We start from the raw sequence: 20,854 nt of genomic DNA, 5'->3' as shown, positions 1-20,854 counted from the left end.
AAGGAGATTGCTCGTCTGCCACCTAGGTTAGCTATGTAAATGGATGTTAATAGCTATATTTCAATAGCTTACAATTTTCATGACAGGACATTTGTCTGGTTTTTATGAAATTAATACAAAACCATGAGATCAAAAGTGTGATTTAGATTTGTTAATTTTTGCTCGAAATGCAATAGCAGGTAGTTTTTACGAAAATAGTCGTAGTTATAGTGGGTGATAACCAAACCAATTTGGTTTGATTGTTTGGCGCTTACCCGAGTAGTTTAACTTGATATAAAATCCATCAATTAAGTCGACAGATAATAAATCATCCACCGCCATTAAACGGTCTTTATGTGGTTTAGATAAATTGTTCGGCACACGCGAAAGCGCGATTTGTTTTGCGTGTTCGGGCGATTGTGCCACGATTAATTCAAAACTGTGTTGCTCCATGATGTGATCCGGGTAATACGCACCTAAGTTGACAAAAAACAGAGTGTGTTGATTTGGCTCTGGGTGCTCTGATAGCGAAATTTCAAAGCCGTCGATGTGTTTTATTTCACAGTAGCTGTCCATATGCACCTTAGCTTTATCACCACACCATTGTTGCTTCAGTACGTTAAACGTTTGTTCTATGGTTTCGCCTACGACAAATCGAATATCATGCATTTCGATATTGCAGCCGCTTACTTTACCGCCTAAGCACACCATAAATAGTCGTTTCACAGTTAACCCTTTTGTTAGTTTTTGAAGGCTTTAGTCACGCATAAACGATACGCGTTTAATTAAACCGTTTTCAATTTGGTAGCTTGCAATCACCACTACATCGGTATCAATAATATTTGGGTCGTGTGATGCGCTGCAGGCTCGCTCTTTATCGACCAAAAAACTACCATTCACAATACGATTTAACGACGTGGCATTTAAATACACTAGCGAGGCAAACTTAGCACCATAACGTTTAATTAATTCGTCTTTGCCCTGGTACTGCAATCCGCCAGGAAATGCATGAATTTCTACGTCATCGTGGTAGGTCGCGGCAAACGCATCAATATCACGGTTATTGTAGGCATCAAGTTGCTTATCAACGATGGCAATGGTTTGTTGTTCTATCTCTGAATAAGTCATTGTAAATTGATTGCATTAGCTCAAAGAGCGCGATTGTAGTAAAGTTTTACCTTTCGCAACATGATTTTGCGATAAACTTGTACTTGCCAGCCCATTATTATTTTGCAGTGAGCCCAAATGAATCAAACACAGTTACAGCAAGCGCTAAAACACCATTTTAACTTTGATGTTTTTCGCGAAGGACAAGGACAAACCATTTCGCAGCTTTTAGCAGGCCATTCAAGCCTTGCTGTATTTCCAACCGGCTCAGGTAAGTCTTTGTGTTACCAACTTACCGCGCTTTTGTTACCGCATTTAACCTTAGTGGTATCGCCCTTGCTCGCACTGATGAAAGATCAGGTGGACTTTCTCAATAGCAAAGGCATTGCAGCCGCAAGTTTAGATTCGAGCCTTGATAAAGATAGTTACTTTGATGTTGTTAATCGCGTAAGGCAGGGCGAAATTAAAATTCTTATGGTGTCGGTAGAGCGCTTTAAAAATGAACGGTTTAGGCAGTTTATTAACTCGGTTTCGATTTCTATGCTGGTGGTCGATGAAGCCCATTGTATTTCGGAATGGGGCCATAACTTTAGACCTGATTACCTGAAGCTGCCGCAGTATCGTGAAGAGCTGAATATTCCACTGGTATTACTGTTAACGGCAACCGCAACAAAGAAAGTAAAACAGGATATGGCGGCTAAATTTCAAATCCAGCAACAGCATATAGTGCAAACGGGTTTTTATCGTCATAATCTCGATTTATCAGTGATCCCAGCAGTTGCTGAGCAAAAAGCACAGCAACTATTGGATGTTGTAAAGTCACAACAGGGTTGTGGCATTGTGTATGTGACGTTGCAGCAAACCGCAGAGTCTGTGGCAACTATGCTTGCTAATCAGGGGATTAATGCGGTTGCGTATCATGCTGGCCTTGGTGCTGAGCAACGTCAAATGATTCAAAACCAGTTTATGCAAAGCAACAATCAAGTGGTTGTTGCAACCATTGCCTTTGGTATGGGTATTGATAAAAGCGATATTCGCTTTGTGGTGCATTATGATTTACCGAAATCAATCGAAAACTATTCGCAAGAAATTGGTCGCGCGGGGCGTGACGGTAAGCCATCTAATTGCTTCGTATTGGGTAATCTAGATGATGTAACTACGCTTGAAAACTTTGTCTACGGCGATACGCCTGAAGCCACAAGTTTGCAGCGATTTTTTGACGACATTCGCGAGCAAAGCCAAGATAATTTATGGCAGTGCCAAATTTATTCACTGTCACAGACAACCAATATTCGCCAGTTAACGTTAAAAACGGTGCTGGTGCAATGTGAGTTGTTAGGGTTACTAACCGCCAAGTACAGTTATTTTGCTGAGTACCGCTATTTTTTCAAATCGGATAAAGCAAGCGTATTAGCCAAATTTAACCGAGAGCGACAAGCATTTTTAAACCAGTTATTTGATGCAACTGACTTTAAGAAAAAGTGGGGCAGCATAGATGTTAGCGAGTTTGCCATGCAATCAGGGCTTGACCGCTCGCGGATATTGTCGGCACTTGAGTATTTACACGAGCAGAGCGATATTGAGCTTGAAAGCAAACAGCTTGTTGATGTTTATGCGGTTAATTCTAGTTTATTAGCTAACAATGAGTTGCTTAGTCAGTTAACAGATTATTTTGCGAGCAATGAAAAAAGCGAAGTGGCGCGTATCAACACCATGTTGCGCTATTTTCAGCTAGACACGTGTTTAAGTTACAATTTGGCGCGCTATTTTGATGACCAAGGTGCACCAAACACCTGCGGCCATTGCAGTGTGTGCCGTGGGCAGACAGCTAAATTGAATTACATCGATACGCAAAAGCAGCTCGTAGAAAATCAAATTAACGATTATCTAGCACCGTTAGATATTGCCTTAAATGGGCAAGGGTTTGAATTAAGCGATACGTTAGCAGCGCGATTTTTAACAGGCTTAACACAACCTGTGTTCACTAAAGTTAAAGCGTCAAAAATGGCAGGGTATGCGGTATACGATACCGTGCCATTTGAATTGGTGAAAAGCGCAGTAGCGCGAAACCGCTAGCCTACTTTTTCAATGTATTCTAGCGCCGTCATTTGGTGATATGTGACATCGCTGTGTAATACATGAGCGGGATTTGGGTCAACTATCTCAATTGGAATAGCATTTTGACGTGCCATTTCGAGCGCCATTTGTGTAATGTTGACACTAAACGAGGTGCCGATAAATACCATTTTATCGGCGTTATACATGCGGTTTTGCGCCTCGGTGATTTGGTATAAATCGGTATAAAACTCATCAAACAGTAAAACATAAGGTTTTAGTGACACATTGAGCTCTGGCCCGTGTTTTGAAATCTTAAAAATATCGAGTAAAGACGCTTTAAGATTTTGTTCGTCTACTTCATGCCATGGCGCGTTAAAACGTTCAACAACAGGCCCTTGTTCATGATAGCGCGTAACGTGATCAATGCGTCCATGAATTGAAATGTAATTTTGATTGCCCGCTTTGCCATCAAGGCCGTCAATATTTTGCGTGATTAGGTTTTTGTCGGCTAGCCAATAGTGTGCCTGGTTAGGGCCGTGGTTGCGGTAAGTTACAAAACGCGTGTAATACCAAGCCAAAAATTCCGCCGGATTATGTTGATACATGGCACGGGTTGCCATCTCTTGTGGCGTGTAATTATTGCTGCCAATGGTCCAAAAACCATCTTCGCCGCGAAAGGTTGGTATACCACTGGCACTACTTACGCCTGCTCCTGTGATATATAAAGTATTAGTCATATCGCAATGCACTTCTTTTTTTGCTTTTAAGTAGTTTATCGCCAAATTGAAATAAACCAAGACCAGTGACAATAATCACCGCGCCAATAATTAATGAGAGTGACAGAGGTTCATTGTTTAACAGTGTACCCAGTGCAATGGCAAATCCCGGTGTAATAAGTGTGATCAAGGCTACCGTGCTGGCTTCTAACTTTTGTAACACATGAAAATACGCCAAAAAGCCAAGTAGTGAGCCAAAGACACCTAAATATAAAATTGAGGCGATGGCACGATGACTCCAACTGCTTGGCGCAAAGGTACCATCCACCAGTAACCAAGTGATAAAAAATAAAGGTGTTGCAATAATGAGTGCGCCAAAGGTGGTTGCCATTGGATGAATAGCCAGTTTTACGGTTTTTACCATCACACCGCTTAAACTAAAGAAACACACCGCAGCGAGCACGCACAAAAGACCCACATTAAATACCGAACCGTCAGCGAGTTGATCTTTACACACTAAGGCTAAACCACACACTGACAGCATTAAGGCAATCACTTTTACTTTGCTAAACTTGGCTTCATTTAAAATACGCTGCGCCAGCAAGCCCGATAAAATCGGAGCAAGGCCAAACACCAGTGAGATAACACCAGAAGGCACTGACTGCGCTGCAAAGTAACTGAGCATCATGCCGCCATAAATGCCAAGTGCTGAATAGGCGTATAACTTTATCGCTCTGCCATGCCAGGGTAAGCGAATATTCGCAATCGCCATAACAAATGCACCGAGTACTAGGGCGATTAACATGCGCAAAAATACCGCCATGGTGGGTGGAATAGAATCACTGCTCCATACAATGCCAAGCGGTGTGGTTGACCAAATTAGCACGACAAAAAAATACGATACCTTAACAGGCATAATAGCGTTCCTAAATTTGGCAGATAAAAGAAGTGAGGGGGGAGTGACTAACCGCTTTTACCTGCGGTTAAATCATTTAACCGCGTTAAGTACGACGTAGCAGGGCATTGACCGTGTTGGCCTGCCATGTATTCCATACTAGATGCGAGTTAAAGAGTGTCATTTGTTTTCAATGTAAGTATTCGTTTAAGAAGTTATAGAGTCGTTTGGAATGGGTATGAAGTCAAGCAGAATAAAGGGTAATTAAATTACCCTTTATAAAACAAATGTAACAAGCTATGTACGCGTTTAACGAAAACTTAGTTAATTGGCGCTAATAACGTTGGATTGGTTACTAACTGACGCACGCCATGCGCGTGATCTTCTTCAAATACATTCGCTTCACACCATTTACCTATAGTGTTGATGTTCAGCTTTGCACATTGTGGACGCACATTCCATGTAACTTGAAGTGGTGAACATGATTTTTCGCTAAAGCTTGGGCCTGTAGTTGAACCTAAAAACTCAACTGGCGCACCTGTGTTATTTGGAATGTGTTTAGCTTGGTGATAACCGTTTACGACATTGCCGTCGTAGCTTAAGTCGTTAAAATCCAGTGCATCGTCATCATTTACTAAGGTAAATACTTGAGTTTCTACGCGTAAGTCTGGATTTGCACATTTTTCACTTAAACATGAACCTAAACCTTTACCCGGTTTAACATCGCATGAGGTGTGTACCCAGTGCACTTCAATGGTGTCACCCGGTTTTAAGCCTTTACAAATTTTACCTTTTGGCGCTTTTAATTCAGCGGCACTAAGTGATTTTGATACATTACATTGGTAACCACCATATTTACCGTCACCTGCAAATAAAGAAAAGTCCTTTGCTTTGTGTTCGGCATTTTTATGGAAGTGGATATTACATAAGTTAAGCTGTTCTTTAGCTGGTGCTTTGCTGAAAATCACTTTATTTTCGCCAACTAGGTTATCAATATCGCGTGGTGTTTGCGGACCAAAGCCCTCACAGGTATCGGCAAGTGTTGTCGTGGCAAAGCTCAATGCGATGGCTGAAAAAAGTGCTTTTTTTATCATTATGGTTTCCCTTAAAAAGTTGTGTTGGCATACGCAACGCACTTATACCGCTGCAAAAGCATTGGCTTTTGGCAAATAGGCGGTGGTGACAACGTATGGTTATTTTTCAGGGGAGCGCGAGTGTAGCACGGCGTTTATGGCTTTTTGTGAATTTAATGATTTTTTTAATTGTTTTTTATTTAACATTATCGCAACAATAAAAGCTTGATAAGAGGTTGCTTATTGACTTATGGAAGCTTATAATCCTCACCATATTTTTAGTCGTGCACAGCGTGACTAATTAAGTAGTCATTGGCGCGGGATGGAGCAGCCTGGTAGCTCGTCGGGCTCATAACCCGAAGGTCGTCGGTTCAAATCCGGCTCCCGCAACCAACTACCTGTTACTTTTGTAACTTACGCGCATTACTTAATGCGCGTTTTGCGTTTAGGCAAAGAGTATTTGCCTAATTTGGTTTTCGACCCGCACCAAGCTTGGCCAACGGCCACACAGATTAGTTTTTGATGTGACGCCCCGCTTGGTTCGGGGCGTTGTTGTATCTGAAACGCTAGAAGTTGGGGCATATGCCCTTTTTTTGTTTGTACGGAGAGATGTTGTGACTAAACTCGAACAAGATTTAATAGCGATGTTTGAGCCTACCATTGAAGATATGGGCTTTGAATTATTGGGCTTAGAGTTGGCGCAAGCGGGCCGCAATTCGACGCTGCGCGTGTATATCGATCATGAAAACGGCGTAAATGTAGATAACTGTGCCGATGTCAGCAGACAAATTAGCGCTATCTTAGACGTTGAAGATCCGATAACGAATGAATTTAACTTGGAAGTATCTTCGCCAGGCATTGACAGACCATTATTTAAACCAGAACACTTTGTTAAAGCCACAGGTGAAGAAGTGCGTTTACGCACTAAGCTTCCACAAGACGGTCGCCGCAATTTTAAAGGCGACTTAACCCAGGTTAATGGCGATATGATTACGCTTAACATCGACGGTACGGATTGTATGATCATGTTATCGAATGTTGAAAAAGCGAACATCATCGCTAAGTTTTAATCGTGCGAAAGGAATAGGGCAAGCGAGGCAAGAAGATGGCAAAAGAAATACTTTTGGTGGCAGAAGCTGTTTCGAATGAAAAAGCAGTACCACGAGATAAAATTTTTGAAGCACTAGAGTTCGCACTAGCGACAGCGACAAAGAAAAAGCACGAAGGTGATATTGACGTACGTGTAAGTATCGACCAAAAAACAGGTGAATACGATACGTTCCGTCGTTGGATGGTGGTAGAGCCACAAGAAGACGGCAGTTTAGAGCATCCTTTCCGCGAGATTACGTTTGAAGCTGCGCAGGTTGATGAACCTGAAATCCAGCTTGGCGATTTTGTCGAAGAACAAATTGAATCAGTTAAGTTTGACCGTATTACAACACAAACAGCGAAGCAAGTAATCGTACAGAAAGTACGTGAAGCTGAGCGCGCATTAGTTGTTGAAGCATACAAAGATCAAGAAGGTGAGATGATCACCGGTGTTGTTAAAAAAGCAACGCGTGATGCAATCGTACTTGATTTAGGTAATAACGCTGAAGCGGTTATTTACCGTGATGACATGTTACCACGTGAAAACCATCGTCCGGGCGACCGTGTACGTGGTTTACTTTATGCAGTTAAGCCAGAAGCACGCGGCGCACAATTATTTGTAACGCGTTCTAAGCCTGACATGCTTATTGAACTTTTCCGCATCGAAGTGCCAGAAATTGGCGAAGAGATGATTGAAATTAAATCTGCAGCGCGCGATCCAGGTTCACGTGCCAAGATTGCGGTTAAGTCAAACGACAAGCGTATTGATCCAGTAGGTGCGTGTGTGGGTATGCGTGGTGCACGTGTACAAGCCGTATCAACTGAGCTATCAAACGAACGAATTGATATCGTGCTTTATGATGATAACCCAGCGCAATATGTAATTAACGCAATGGCACCTGCAGAGGTAGCGTCAATTGTTGTTGATGAAGATTCGCGTTCAATGGATATCGCAGTAGAAGCCGATAATCTAGCGCAAGCGATTGGCCGTAATGGTCAAAACGTACGTTTAGCAAGCCAATTAACTGGCTGGGAACTAAACGTAATGACAGTTGAAGATATGCAGAAGAAAAATGAAGAAGAGTCAGACAAGCTGATCTCATTATTCACTGAAGGTCTGGATATCGACGACGATTTCGCACAGTTCTTAATTCAAGAAGGCTTCTCTTCACTTGAAGAAGTAGCGTATGTACCTGTAGCTGAATTCCTTGAAATCCAAGGTTTAGATGAAGCAACGGTTGAAGAACTTCGCGAGCGCGCAAAGGCTGCGTTAACTACGCAAGCACTTAAAACAGAAGAGTCTCTAGAAGGTTCAGAGCCGGCAGAAGACTTATTGGGCTTAGAAGGCCTAGATCGTCACCTCGCATTCGTAATGGCGAGCAAAGGTGTAGTTACCCTTGAAGATCTTGCAGAGCAAGGTGTGGACGAACTTGTAGACATTACTGAACTAAGCGAAGAACAAGCGGGTGAGCTAATCATGGCTGCACGTAATATTTGCTGGTTTGGCGACGAATAATTATTGACGGAGGTAAAGTAAATAATGGCAGAAGTAAGTATTGATAAACTCGCCAGCGACATAGGTACAACTGTTGATAAACTAGTGCAACAGTTTAAAGACGCTGGAATTGAGAAATCTCCGTCAGATCAAGTTACTGAAGATGAAAAGAATCAGTTACTAGATCATTTAAGCCGCGCACATGGTGGTGAAGGTACAAGTGCACCAACGCGTATGACATTACAGCGTAAGAGCAAAAGTACATTAAGTGTGCCAAGTGGCTCAGGCAAAGCTAAGTCAGTGCAAGTAGAAGTACGTAAAAAGCGCACTTATGTTAAGAAAAGTGCACTAGAAGAGCAGGCAGCTGAGCAAGCAGCAGAGCAGGCACGTATCGAAGCTGAGCAACAAGCACAGCAAGAAGCAGAGTTAAAAGCAAAGCAAGAGGCTGAATTGAAAGCGAAGCAAGAAGCAGAACGCAAAGCAAAAGAAGAAGCTGAGCGTAAAGCAAAAGCAGAAGCGAATGCTGAGCCAAAAGCAAAAGCACCTGAAGCACCTAAGCTGACCGCTGAAGAAAAAGCGGAAGAAGAGCGTCTTCAACGCGAAGCTGAAGAAGCGGCGAAGCGTAAAGTTGAAGAAGAAGCAAAGCGTGCTGAAGAAGAGGCAAAGCGTTTAGCAGAAGAAAACGAAGCGCGCTGGAAAGCGGAAGAAGAAGAGCGTAAACGTCGTGAAGAAACGGCTGATTACCACAGCACTTCATCTGAAGCAGCGCGTCTTGCTGAAGACGAGTCTGACATGAAAGAAGAGCAAACTGCACGTCGTTCAGGCAAAAAGAAAAAGAAAAAAGAAGATGCACCTGCACCACGTGGTAAAGGTAAAGCAGGTAAAAAAGGCAAGCTTAAAGCGCCTCAGTCACTGCAGCACGGTTTCCAAAAGCCAACGCAAGAAGTAACGCGAGACGTTCGCATCAGCGAAACAATCACAGTAGCAGAACTTGCTTCTCGTATGGCGGTTAAAGGCACTGAAGTTATCAAGACCATGATGAAAATGGGCGAAATGGTAACAATTAACCAAGTACTAGACCAAGAAACAGCATCACTTGTTGCTGAAGAAATGGGTCACAAAGTTGTATTGGTTAAAGAAAACGAGCTGGAAGAGAAAGTACTTTCAGATCGTGGTGCAGATGGCGAGCAAGCGCCACGTGCCCCAGTTGTTACAGTTATGGGTCACGTTGACCATGGTAAAACATCAACACTTGATTACATCCGTTCTAAGAACGTAGTAGATGGTGAAGCCGGTGGTATTACACAGCACATTGGTGCATACCACGTTGAAACAGACAACGGCATGATCACTTTCCTAGATACTCCGGGTCACGCAGCGTTTACTTCAATGCGTGCTCGTGGTGCGAAAGCAACGGATATCGTAGTACTTGTAGTTGCAGCAGACGATGGCGTAATGCCACAAACAATCGAAGCGGTACAGCACGCGAAAGCAGCTGAAGTACCACTGATTGTTGCAGTGAACAAAATCGATAAAGAAGGCGCAGATCCAGATCGCGTTAAGAATGAGCTTTCACAGCACGATGTAATCCCTGAAGACTGGGGTGGTGATGTACAGTTTGTTCATATCTCAGCGAAAGTAGGTACTGGTGTTGATGATTTATTAGAAGCAATTCTAATGCAATCAGAGCTACTTGAGCTAACAGCTGTTCATGAAGGCATGGCATCGGGTGTGGTGATTGAATCACGTCTAGATAAAGGTCGTGGTCCTGTTGCTTCTGTACTTGTTCAAGCGGGTACGCTTAAGCAAGGCGATATCGTACTGTGTGGTTTAGAGTACGGCCGTGTTCGTGCAATGCGCGACGAAGATGGTAAAGAAATTAAAGAAGCGGGTCCGTCAATCCCTGTTGAGATTCTAGGTCTTTCAGGTGTGCCTGCGGCTGGTGATGAAGCAACAGTTGTTAAAGACGAGCGTAAAGCACGTGAAGTTGCACTTTACCGTCAAGGTAAATTCCGTGATGTGAAACTTGCACGTCAGCAGAAAGCCAAGCTTGAAAACATGTTCTCTAACATGACCGAAGGTGATGTGTCTGAAGTGAACGTAGTACTTAAAGCAGACGTACAAGGTTCAGTAGAAGCAATCTCTGATGCACTTGTTAAGCTTTCTACAGATGAAGTTAAAGTTAAGATTGTTGGTACTGGTGTTGGTGGTATCACTGAAACTGATGCAACACTTGCAGCAGCGTCAAACGCAATCGTTGTTGGCTTTAACGTACGTGCCGACGTTTCAGCACGTAAAGTAATCGATAGCGAAAACCTAGACTTACGTTACTACAGCGTAATCTACGACCTTATCGATGAAGTTAAGCAAGCAATGTCAGGTATGCTTGCACCAGAATTCAAGCAAGAGATCATTGGTCTTGCTGAAGTACGTGACGTGTTTAAGTCACCGAAAATTGGTGCAATCGCTGGTTGTATGGTTACTGAAGGTATTGTTAAGCGCAATAACCCAATTCGTGTTCTACGTGATAACGTTGTTATCTACGAAGGTGAACTTGAATCACTACGCCGCTTTAAAGATGACGTTGCTGACGTTCGTAACGGTATGGAATGTGGTATCGGTGTTAAGAACTACAACGACGTTAAAGTTGGTGACCAAATCGAAGTATTTGAAGTTGTTGAAGTTCAGCGTAGCCTGTAACTTTCACTTCAATAATTAGATAATTCTTTGGGGGCTTTATGCCCCCTTTATGCTATTTTCTCAAATAGTATTTAAGAGGAATAAGAAAAGTTTATGAGAGAATTTTCTCGTACAGATAGAGTGGGTCAACAGATCCAAAAAGAAGTGGCACTTATTTTACAACGTGAAATTAAAGATCCACGTCTTGGTATGATCACTGTGAGCGCAGTAGAAGTATCACGTGATTTATCGTACGCCAAAGTGTTTGTTACAACGCTTAATGATCACGACGAAGAAAAGTCAAAGCTGATCATGAAAATTTTAGGCGAAGCACAGGGCTTTGTACGTTCATTACTTGGTAAACGCATTCGCGCACGTATCGTGCCTGAAATTAAGTTCGTAATGGATACTTCATTATTAGAAGGTATGCGCATTTCGAATTTAGTTGACCAAGTAATTCGCGACGACAACGAAAAGCGTGGCGATGAACCGCAAGAAGGTCAAGAAGACTAATGGGACGTAGGCAAAAAGGTCGTGCAATTGACGGCATTTTACTGTTAAACAAACCAACCGGTATTTCATCAAGTAAAGCATTGCAAATTGCCAAAGGCATTTACTTTGCGCAAAAAGCAGGGCATACCGGTGCACTTGATCCATTGGCAACAGGCATGTTGCCAATTTGTTTTGGTGAAGCGACCAAGTTTTCACAGTTTTTGTTAGACACTGATAAAACCTATGTAGTGCGTGCTAAGTTGGGCGAACGTACTGACACCTCAGACTCAGATGGCGAAATTGTTGAAACTAAGCCAGTTAATATCACTAAGCAGCAGTTAGTTGATGCGGTGAAATCATTTGAAGGCGAATCAGACCAATACCCATCGATGTACTCGGCGCTGAAATATGAAGGCAAACCTTTATATTACTACGCAAGACAAGGCATCGAAGTGCCACGTAAATGCCGTAAAATCAATGTGTTTAGTTTAATCCTAGACGAAGTTGATTTTGACAATAACGAAATTCAAATGACCGCGCATGTGAGTAAAGGTACTTACATTCGCACTATTGTTGACGATTTAGGTGAAAAGCTAGGCTGTGGCGCACACGTTATTATGCTGCATCGCAGTGCCGTGGGTCATTATCCGGCTGAACAAATGATGACGCTTGATGAATTACAAGCGATTCTTGATGACGCAAAAGCAAATGACATCACACCAAGTGAAAAGCTTGATCCATTATTATTGCCAATGGATAGCGCATTACATGGTATGACAGAAGTGATGGTAACCGATGGGCAGGCGAAAGCATTTAGTCATGGTCAGGCGGCAACGATGCCAAACCTACCCGACGGTGAGTTTAAAGTCATCCGTCAAAGCGACAACCGCTTTATGGGCATTGGTGAGCGCAATAGTGACGGCCAACTTAAATCTAAGCGTGGATTATCTAACGCTTAGTAATAAAGTATTTACTGCTACTTGTAGTAATTTTAAATGCTGGTAGAATACGCCAGCTTAAACGCTTTGGCTGAATTAGTGATCGGCTAAAGTCAATTCAATTAACTCACTAAATTTTGGAGTCTAACAATGCTAAGCATTCAAGAAAAAGCTGAAATCGTTGCTAAATTTGCACGCGCTGAAGGCGATACTGGTTCACCAGAAGTACAAGTTGCACTTTTAACTTTCGATATCAACAAGCTTCAAGGTCACTTCGCTGATCACAAGCATGATTTCCACTCACGTCGTGGTCTTCTTCGCAAAGTAAGTCAACGTCGTAACCTTCTTGACTACCTAAAGCGTAAAGACGTTGAGCGTTATTCAGCGCTAATCAAAGAGCTTGGCCTACGTCGCTAATCACTTTGATGCCAAAAAAGCAGCTTCGGCTGCTTTTTTTGTGCCTGAAATTTAACAATATATAAGATTAATGCCTTGCCATTTGGCATAAAAAAGCATGACATAGGCTGCTTTTTTATGCCGTGACACTACCATCTTTCGCGCTATGCAGTATACTAGCGCACAAGTGAAATGCTTGGTGCTAAACAACGCTAAATCATTCACTTAATAAACTGATGCCAATTGTAGTAGTTAATCGATTTTGCGCGCTTGATTTATCGCCAAATACGATTAACTACTGTAATTGGTGTTATTCAAATAGCTATACAAAATAAAGGATTTTTTAATGCAACCAATTATTAAAAAATTTCAGTTTGGTCAACATGAAGTGACCTTAGAGACGGGCGCAGTTGCTCGTCAAGCAGATGCAGCAGTTATCGCGAGCATCGGTGATACAGCAGTACTTGTATCAGTAGTAGGTAAGCGCGAAGCGGCACCTGGTCAAGATTTCTTCCCACTAACAGTTAACTACCAAGAGCGTATGTACGCTGCTGGTCGTATTCCAGGTGGTTTCCTTAAGCGTGAAGGTCGTCCAAGCGATGGCGAAACACTTACAGCACGTCTAATTGACCGTCCAATCCGTCCACTTTTCCCAGATGGTTTCGTAAACGAAGTACAAGTAATTGCTACAGTTGTTTCAATTGACCCAGAAATCAAGCCTGACATCGTAACGTTAATCGGTACTTCTGCAGCGCTAGCTATTTCAGGTATTCCATTCAATGGTCCACTTGGTGCAGCGCGCGTTGGTTATATCAATGACCAATACGTACTTAACCCATCAGCAACAGAGTTAGTTGAAAGTAAACTAGACCTAGTTGTTGCAGGTACTGAAAACGCAGTACTTATGGTTGAATCAGAAGCGGAAGTGCTTTCTGAAGACGTGATGCTTGGTGCGGTTGTATACGGCCACGAGCAATCACAAGCAGCGATTAAAGCAATCAATGAATTCCAAGCTGAAGCGGGTAAGCCAGCATGGGATTGGACTGCACCAGAAAAGAACGTAACACTTGCTGACAAGATTGCAGCGATTGCAGAAGAGAAAGTAGGCGCAGCTTACTTAATCACTGACAAAGTAGCACGTAAAGAAGCAATTTCTGCTGCAAAAGCTGAAGTTGTTGAAAAACTAACTGCAGAACTATCAGAAGACGAATCACTAGACGAGCAAGAAGTAGGCAAACTATTCGGTTCTCTAGAGAAGAAAACCGTACGTGGCCGCATCATTGCTGGCGAAAAGCGTATCGACGGTCGTGAACCAGACATGGTTCGTGCACTAGACGTAATGACGGGTGTACTTCCACGTACTCACGGTTCAGCTATCTTCACTCGTGGTGAAACGCAAGCACTTGTAACAGCAACACTTGGTACAGAACGTGACGCACAAATGATCGACGACCTAACAGGTACTAAGACTGATCGTTTCATGCTTCACTATAACTTCCCTCCATACTGTGTTGGTGAAACTGGTTTTGTAGGTTCACCTAAGCGTCGTGAAATCGGTCACGGTAACCTAGCGAAGCGTGGTATTGCTGCAGTAATGCCAAGCCTTGAAGAATTCCCATACTCAATTCGTGTGGTTTCTGAAATCACTGAATCAAACGGTTCTTCTTCAATGGCATCAGTATGTGGTACTTCACTGGCTCTTATGAACGCAGGTGTACCAACTAAAGCATCTGTTGCTGGTATCGCAATGGGTCTAGTGAAAGAAGGCGACGACTTTGTTGTTCTTTCTGACATCTTAGGTGATGAAGATCACTTAGGTGATATGGACTTTAAAGTAGCGGGTTCATCAGAAGGTGTAACTGCACTACAAATGGATATCAAGATTGAAGGTATCAACAAAGAAATCATGCAAATCGCGCTTAACCAAGCAAAAGCGGCTCGTATGCACATTCTTTCAGTAATGGACCAAGCAATCGATAAGCCAAGCGAAGAGCTTTCTGAGTTTGCACCGCGTATCTACGTTGTTAACATTCCGCCTAAGAAAATTGCTGATGTTATCGGTAAAGGTGGCGCAACAATCCGTGCACTTACTGAAGAAACGGGCACAACAATCGAAATCGAAGATGACGGTACAGTTAAAATTGCTGCAACGAACGGCGAAAGCGCACGCGCTGCAATCGCACGTGTTGAGCAATTAACAGCAGAACTAGAAGTAGGTACTATCTACTCTGGTAAAGTTGTTCGTATCGTAGACTTCGGTGCATTTGTTAACGTACTACCAGGTAAAGATGGCTTAGTTCACATTTCACAAATCAGTGAAGAGCGTGTAAACAACGTAGCAGATCACCTAAAAGTAGGCGACGAAGTACAAGTTAAAGTACTTGAAGTTGACCGCCAAGGCCGTGTACGTCTAAGCATTAAAGAAGCGCTTAAAAAAGACGATGCACCAGCTGAAGAAAAAGCATCAGAAGAATAAGTCGATTAAATAAGACTTAGCGATAAAAAAGGGGCTGAATAGCCCCTTTTTTTATGCTCTAATAGCAGAGTAGTTAATTTTAAGGATAGATTTTAGTGAATAAATTGAAACGGCTTCTTGCAACTTTAGCGATAGGCGCGAGCCTAGTCGGCTGTCAGGCGACAAATGATGTTGAACAGGGCGACCACCCGGTTGTTAATGTGCCTTTTGCGGGTCCATTACAACACGACTTCCGTAAAGAGTTGGAAATTGCACGTATTAATCAAGCGCTAAATAGCCCTGAAATTACCACCGAGCAACGTGCTGCACTGCATCATAAACGCGGTGCACTATACGATAGCGTTGGTTTATCAACACTCGCTCGTCTTGATTTTAACTATGCGTTAAAGCTAAAGCCTGATTTTGCTGAAGTGTATAATTTTACTGGAATTTACTACACCTTAGCGATGCAGTATGAACAAGCCTATGAAAGCTTTGATGCAGTAATAGAGCTATTACCAGAACATCAGTATGCTTATTTAAACCGAGGTATTGCACTTTACTACGGTTCGCGCCCCGATTTAGCAGAGCGCGACTTAAAAAAATTCTTAAATGCTGACGATAGCGATTCATATCGTGCTGTATGGGTTTACTTAGCAACGCGAGAAGTTGATGCAACGCGCGCGCTAACCGAGTTACAGCAACATGCTGAAAAACTCGATAAATCACGTTGGTCGTATCAGCTTGTACAATACTTTTTAGGTGAGCTAAGCGAGCGCGATTTATTACTTAATGTGCAAAAAGACTTAACCAGCCACCGTGAGTACTTAGAGCGTTTATGTGAAGCGTATTTCTACCTGGCAAAAGATGCCGTAGCCGATAATAAGCCGCTTAAAGCGGAAGATTATTTTAATTTGGCAATGGCAACTAACGTGTATGAATTTGTTGAATATAAATATGCTCGCTTAGAGCTACGTTTACTATACAGTGACGAGCAAACACCTGACGAAATACAGTGAAGTGGTTAACGGTCCTCTTTTTAAGTAGCTTTCTTACTTCAAGTTACTGTTATAACGAAAAACGCCTGCTACAGGCGTTTTCTGCTTTTCCTAACCCGCATTATGCAACCTTGGCAGAGCGCGCAATATTGCCAAATGTGCAAACTTATCACCATTCAATCGCTCATTTACGCGTTTATGCCAATAATCAAAATGCCGATGCGATGGCGCTGCTTGCCAATGAGTTTTCAAATAACCAACATTTGTACCAGTCGACTTTAATTAATGCGGCAAAGCAGGGCTCACTGATTGCAAGAGAACAGTTAGCTGCCCATTATGAAGAAGCCGAGCAATGGCAAGCGCTGCATGATTTTCCTTGGCCGCTAACACACAAGCAACAGACTCGCGTTGCAATGGCACTTGGTTTACCGCTTGCGGCAACAGCGCATCAATTAGTGCCGATTTATAAAAACGAGCAATGCACGCAAAAGATAATGCTAGCGGTAACTGATTTTAAGGCTTACAACCAGGTCACTCAGCTAAAGCAGCGTTTTGAAAAAGCGTTTTCGTTGCCCGTGTGTTTAAGTCAGCCTGTTTATTTTGATCGTTCTAAATTGCAATGTGATGGGGCAGCCGGTACACGCATACGTTGCGAAATACGTGATAAAAAAGCGTTTTCACAGCTTTCGTACGATAAAATTGCGTTTTTTAGCGAACTGGGTATTGCTAACGCATCGGGTAATTTTGTTTTTATGCGTTCTCAACAATCAGAGCGCGTGTTACTGCATGAATTAATGCACTTGTATGGTTTTATTGACGAGTATCCACTTAAAAAGCAATTGGCAAAGCGACTGTGCAATGTGACGAAACCAACTCGCATTGCTAAAAACTTAATTGTGGTGCCAAAGAAAAAAGAAATTGCCAGCACGCTAAAAGTTGAAGGGCACACTTGGTATTTAACCAACACCTGTAATCAGGCAGAGGGGCAGGCGTACAAGCCGGTTAAATCAACCTCAAACTTAGAGCTGCTTGACCTGCCACTACCAAATTTATACGAAACTTGGCTAAAACAGGCTATGAGCCAATTTAACAGCTTGTAGTTAAAAGATTTACATCCTTTTTCAATAGTCTTTATTTAGTATTTACACTATATTTATTAAAATTGCGAAATGGCTTGTTTTGTGTTCAATTACATACGCTTAATCTAGACACGACAGGCGTTTTTAACGTATAAATATAAAAATGTATGCATAGCGCAATCACGCGCGGCTACGCAACTTACTTGCTAGCATAACTCACGCTTTAACCTTGTTGTAAAAATAGGGAAAAGCCAAAGGATAAAACTATGTCATTAATGTGGATACCTGTGTTATCCCTATTAGGCAGCTTATTTGCAGCGACGACGAATAAACTTTCGCGTACCTACGCTGCATTATCAATTGCAATATTTCCGGTTGTAGCGCTTGCCATTGTTCTTTATCACACATCAGCAGTGCTTGATGGCAATGTGCTAAGAGAAAGTGTGCAATGGATCCCGCTGCTTGGAATTAATCTCAGTTTCCGACTTGATGGATTAGCGCTTCTTTTCTGCCTAATGATTTTAGGCATTGGTTTGCTAATTATTTTGTATGCGCGTTACTACCTCAGTAGTAAAGACAATATGGCGCGTTTCTATACTTTTCTAATGCTGTTTATGACGGCAATGCTTGGCATTGTGTTGTCCAACAACGTCATTCAAATGTGGGTGTTCTGGGAGCTTACCAGTATTAGCTCATTTTTATTAATCAGCTATTGGTGGCATACATCCGAAGCGCGTCAAGGCGCGCGCATGGCACTTACCATTACTGGTGGCGGTGGTTTAGCCTTGCTTGCAGGTCTGATCTTAGTCGGTAATATTGTTGGCAGTTACAATCTTGATGATATTTTAAATAACGGCCACATAATTAAAGAACACGCGCTTTATCCTGTTACATTAATCTTGATTCTTCTGGGCGCCTTTACCAAGTCTGCTCAGTTCCCATTCCACTTTTGGTTGCCACATGCGATGGCCGCACCGACTCCGGTAAGTGCGTATTTACACTCGGCGACTATGGTAAAAGCAGGTATCTTTTTACTTGCGCGTTTTTATCCAGCGCTATCAGGTACTGAACTGTGGTTTGCTATTGTCACTTTGACCGGTTTGGCGACCTTAATTGTCGGTGCTTACGTTGCGTTATTTAAACATGACTTAAAAGGTTTATTGGCGTATTCAACGATTTCGCACTTAGGTTTAATTACATTATTACTCGGTTTAGATACTGAAATGGCAGCAGTTGCTGCGATTTTCCATATTATCAACCATGCAACTTTTAAAGCGTCATTGTTTATGGCAACCGGTATTATCGACCATGAAACCGGCTCTCGCGATATGCGTAAGCTTAATGGCTTATGGAAATATTTACCGTATACTGCAACGCTCGCCATGGTTGCCGCCGCGTCAATGGCGGGGGTGCCGCTGCTAAATGGTTTCTTATCAAAAGAGATGTTCTTTGCTGAAACACTGCATCAACACGTGCTTGGCTCAATGTCTTGGCTTATTCCGGTACTTGCAACCTTAGCAGGTGCGTTTTCGGTGGCGTATTCAATGCGCTTTATTCACGATGTATTCTTTAACGGTGAGCCGGTTGGTATTAGCAAAGAAATTCATGAGCCGCCACGCTATATGCGCGTGCCGGTAGAAGTGCTTGTGGCACTGTGTATTATCGTTGGTATGTTCCCGAACTTTGTTGTTGATTCGCTTCTGGCGAGTGCATCGCTAGCAGTGATTGGCGATGGTAGCTTGCCACAATACAGCTTAGCAATTTGGCATGGTTTGAATTTACCACTGCTTATGAGTTTCCTCGCTGTAACCATTGGTTTATTAATTTACTGGCAGCGCAAGTATTTATTTCAATTTAACGCGTCGTTACCCGATGTGGACCCTAAATCGGCATTTTTAAATGCGCTAGATAGCATTGCGACAGTGTCTGAAAAAATAATGTACCGCATGGAAACGGGTTCACTACAGCGTTACATTGCTTGGTTGTTGGTGACCGTTCTGGTATTTGCAGGTATTCCGCTGTTTGATATGTTGGAACTGGCAGGTGACCAAACGCCGCAACCAATCGATCCGCATAATGTGATTGGCGCCGGCCTACTTATTGTTGGTGCAGTTGCCACTGTAATTTGCCACCGTTCACGTATGACATCGTTATTAATGATTTCGATTGTAGGTTTAATGGTATCGGTAGCGTTTACACGTTTTTCAGCGCCTGATTTAGCACTGACGCAGTTAACAGTAGAAGTAGTGACAATTGTGTTGCTGATGTTGGCACTGTTTTTCTTGCCACATCGCACACCAAAAGAGTCAACATCGCTGCGTCTTGTTCGTGATGTGGGTATCGCATCGGCGGTAGGTGTGATCATTGGTTCTATCTGTTATGCAATTATGACCCGTCCGCTTAATTCAATTTCACAGTTCTTCGTTGAAAACGCGAAAACCGGTGGCGGTGGTACTAACGTTGTAAACGTGATTCTGGTTGATTTCCGTGGTTTTGATACCTTAGGCGAAATTACCGTATTAGGTATTGCGGCGTTGGGTATCTACAAATTGTTACTTAACTTACCACTCTTTATGCCAGCGAGTGATGGCGAAGGGCGTCCGTGGGCAATTGAGCGTTACCCAATGCTACTTGCCAGCATTTCTCAAGCATTATTGCCATTAGCACTTATGGTAAGTGTGTATATCTTCTTACGCGGTCATAACTTACCAGGTGGCGGTTTTATCGCCGGCTTGATTACCGCGATAGCCATGATTTTACAATACATTGCACGTGGTTCTGATTGGATCTATGAGCGACTGGATATTAATTACCGTAAGATTATTGCATTCGGTATTGCGATTGCTTTTGTAACGGGTATTGGTAGCTGGTTCTTCGACAGACCATTCCTGACGTCTTGGTTCGATTACTTTGATATTCCGTTTATCGGCAAAATTGAACTAGCAAGTGCGATTGCATTTGATTTAGGTGTTTATTTAACGGTAGTAGGTGCAACCTTAATGATTCTAGCAAGCCTAGGTAAACTCACATTAGCTAGCCAACCGAAGGAGGCAAAATAATGGAAGTACTCTATGCAACATGCGTTGGGGTGTTATTTGCCTGCGGTGTATTTTTAATTTTACGTGGCAGAACCTTTCCAGTGGTGTTAGGACTTACTATGATGTCGTACGGAGTTAACCTGTTTCTTTTTGCATCAGGTCGAATTCACAGTAACAAGGCTGCGGTATTAGGTGAATCAGCGCAATATGCTGATCCACTGCCACAAGCGCTAGTACTAACGGCCATTGTAATCGGCTTTGCGATGACGGCATTTGTGGTGATTCTTGCCATACGTGCACGCGCAGATTTAGGGCATGACCATGTACATGCGCGTTTCCCGAAGATTAAAGGCAAGGAGTAGTATAC

General features: G+C 42.7%; 17 protein-coding genes and 1 tRNA gene. 13 read left to right on the top strand and 5 right to left on the bottom strand.

Translation table 11 applies throughout. The features are described 5' to 3' along the window. Window positions 1-204 precede the first annotated feature (204 nt). Window positions 205-690 (bottom strand): DUF1543 domain-containing protein, encoded by a 486-nt coding sequence (locus tag L1068_RS05720; RefSeq protein ID WP_237129467.1) that lies wholly within the window; start codon window positions 688-690, stop codon window positions 205-207. 45 nt (window positions 691-735) lie between these two features. Then, window positions 736-1,107 (bottom strand): nuclear transport factor 2 family protein, encoded by a 372-nt coding sequence (locus tag L1068_RS05715; protein WP_237129443.1) that lies wholly within the window; start codon window positions 1,105-1,107, stop codon window positions 736-738. A 117-nt stretch (window positions 1,108-1,224) separates the two neighbouring features. Here L1068_RS05715 and L1068_RS05710 point away from each other — a divergent pair, with 117 nt between their 5' ends. Beyond that, window positions 1,225-3,162: an ATP-dependent DNA helicase RecQ gene (locus L1068_RS05710; protein ID WP_237129442.1), complete on the top strand. Its 1,938-nt coding sequence runs from the start codon at window positions 1,225-1,227 to the stop codon at window positions 3,160-3,162. On the opposite strand, the gene L1068_RS05705 is transcribed toward L1068_RS05710, so the two are convergent. From L1068_RS05705 to L1068_RS05695, 3 genes are all read right to left on the bottom strand, one after another. Further along, window positions 3,159-3,881, bottom strand: coding sequence for a Sir2 family NAD-dependent protein deacetylase (locus tag L1068_RS05705; RefSeq protein ID WP_237129441.1), 723 nt, complete (start codon window positions 3,879-3,881; stop codon window positions 3,159-3,161). The genes L1068_RS05710 and L1068_RS05705 overlap by 4 nt on opposite strands. Beyond that, the gene (locus tag L1068_RS05700; RefSeq protein WP_237129440.1) at window positions 3,874-4,776 is read right to left on the bottom strand and encodes a DMT family transporter; all 903 of its coding nucleotides are present in this window, start codon (window positions 4,774-4,776) and stop codon (window positions 3,874-3,876) included. Before L1068_RS05700 ends, L1068_RS05705 begins: the two co-directional genes overlap by 8 nt. A 299-nt stretch (window positions 4,777-5,075) precedes the next feature. Further along, on the bottom strand, window positions 5,076-5,849 hold the full coding sequence (locus L1068_RS05695) for a delta-class carbonic anhydrase (RefSeq protein WP_237129439.1): 774 nt from the start codon (window positions 5,847-5,849) through the stop codon (window positions 5,076-5,078). 295 nt (window positions 5,850-6,144) lie between these two features. Between L1068_RS05695 and L1068_RS05690 the strand changes: the two genes are divergently transcribed. From L1068_RS05690 to L1068_RS05635, 12 genes are all read left to right on the top strand, one after another. Further along, window positions 6,145-6,221, top strand: a tRNA-Met gene (locus L1068_RS05690). Window positions 6,222-6,442: 221 nt separating this feature from the next. Continuing rightward, a complete protein-coding gene (gene rimP, locus L1068_RS05685; RefSeq protein ID WP_010559786.1) occupies window positions 6,443-6,898 on the top strand; it encodes a ribosome maturation factor RimP in 456 nt (151 codons plus the stop codon). Window positions 6,899-6,933: 35 nt separating this feature from the next. Beyond that, window positions 6,934-8,433: a transcription termination factor NusA gene (gene nusA, locus L1068_RS05680; protein ID WP_054980069.1), complete on the top strand. Its 1,500-nt coding sequence runs from the start codon at window positions 6,934-6,936 to the stop codon at window positions 8,431-8,433. A 24-nt stretch (window positions 8,434-8,457) separates the two neighbouring features. Continuing rightward, window positions 8,458-11,112, top strand: a complete 2,655-nt coding sequence (gene infB, locus L1068_RS05675) for a translation initiation factor IF-2 (protein WP_237129438.1) — start codon at window positions 8,458-8,460, stop codon at window positions 11,110-11,112. A 93-nt stretch (window positions 11,113-11,205) separates the two neighbouring features. After that, a complete protein-coding gene (rbfA, locus tag L1068_RS05670; protein ID WP_010559789.1) occupies window positions 11,206-11,604 on the top strand; it encodes a 30S ribosome-binding factor RbfA in 399 nt (132 codons plus the stop codon). Continuing rightward, window positions 11,604-12,542: a tRNA pseudouridine(55) synthase TruB gene (truB, locus tag L1068_RS05665; protein WP_237129437.1), complete on the top strand. Its 939-nt coding sequence runs from the start codon at window positions 11,604-11,606 to the stop codon at window positions 12,540-12,542. Before rbfA ends, truB begins: the two co-directional genes overlap by 1 nt. 129 nt (window positions 12,543-12,671) lie before the next feature. Further along, window positions 12,672-12,938, top strand: coding sequence for a 30S ribosomal protein S15 (gene rpsO, locus L1068_RS05660; RefSeq protein WP_010559791.1), 267 nt, complete (start codon window positions 12,672-12,674; stop codon window positions 12,936-12,938). A 325-nt stretch (window positions 12,939-13,263) separates the two neighbouring features. Then, on the top strand, window positions 13,264-15,393 hold the full coding sequence (pnp, locus tag L1068_RS05655; RefSeq protein ID WP_237129436.1) for a polyribonucleotide nucleotidyltransferase: 2,130 nt from the start codon (window positions 13,264-13,266) through the stop codon (window positions 15,391-15,393). 95 nt (window positions 15,394-15,488) lie between these two features. Continuing rightward, a complete protein-coding gene (nlpI, locus tag L1068_RS05650; protein ID WP_010559793.1) occupies window positions 15,489-16,391 on the top strand; it encodes a lipoprotein NlpI in 903 nt (300 codons plus the stop codon). Next, on the top strand, window positions 16,388-17,470 hold the full coding sequence (locus tag L1068_RS05645) for a hypothetical protein (RefSeq protein ID WP_237129435.1): 1,083 nt from the start codon (window positions 16,388-16,390) through the stop codon (window positions 17,468-17,470). The genes nlpI and L1068_RS05645 overlap by 4 nt, the downstream gene beginning before the upstream one ends. A gap of 245 nt (window positions 17,471-17,715) precedes the next feature. After that, the gene (locus tag L1068_RS05640) at window positions 17,716-20,508 is read left to right on the top strand and encodes a monovalent cation/H+ antiporter subunit A (RefSeq protein WP_237129434.1); all 2,793 of its coding nucleotides are present in this window, start codon (window positions 17,716-17,718) and stop codon (window positions 20,506-20,508) included. Beyond that, on the top strand, window positions 20,508-20,849 hold the full coding sequence (locus L1068_RS05635; protein ID WP_010559796.1) for a Na+/H+ antiporter subunit C: 342 nt from the start codon (window positions 20,508-20,510) through the stop codon (window positions 20,847-20,849). The genes L1068_RS05640 and L1068_RS05635 overlap by 1 nt, the downstream gene beginning before the upstream one ends. The last annotated feature ends 5 nt before the right edge of the window (window positions 20,850-20,854 follow it).

The sequence above is a fragment of the Pseudoalteromonas sp. MMG024 genome (assembly GCF_021654175.1).
GTDB lineage: Bacteria > Pseudomonadota > Gammaproteobacteria > Enterobacterales > Alteromonadaceae > Pseudoalteromonas.
The sequence above is the reverse complement of the archived record's forward strand: the minus strand, read 5'-3'. Positions and strand labels throughout refer to the sequence as shown.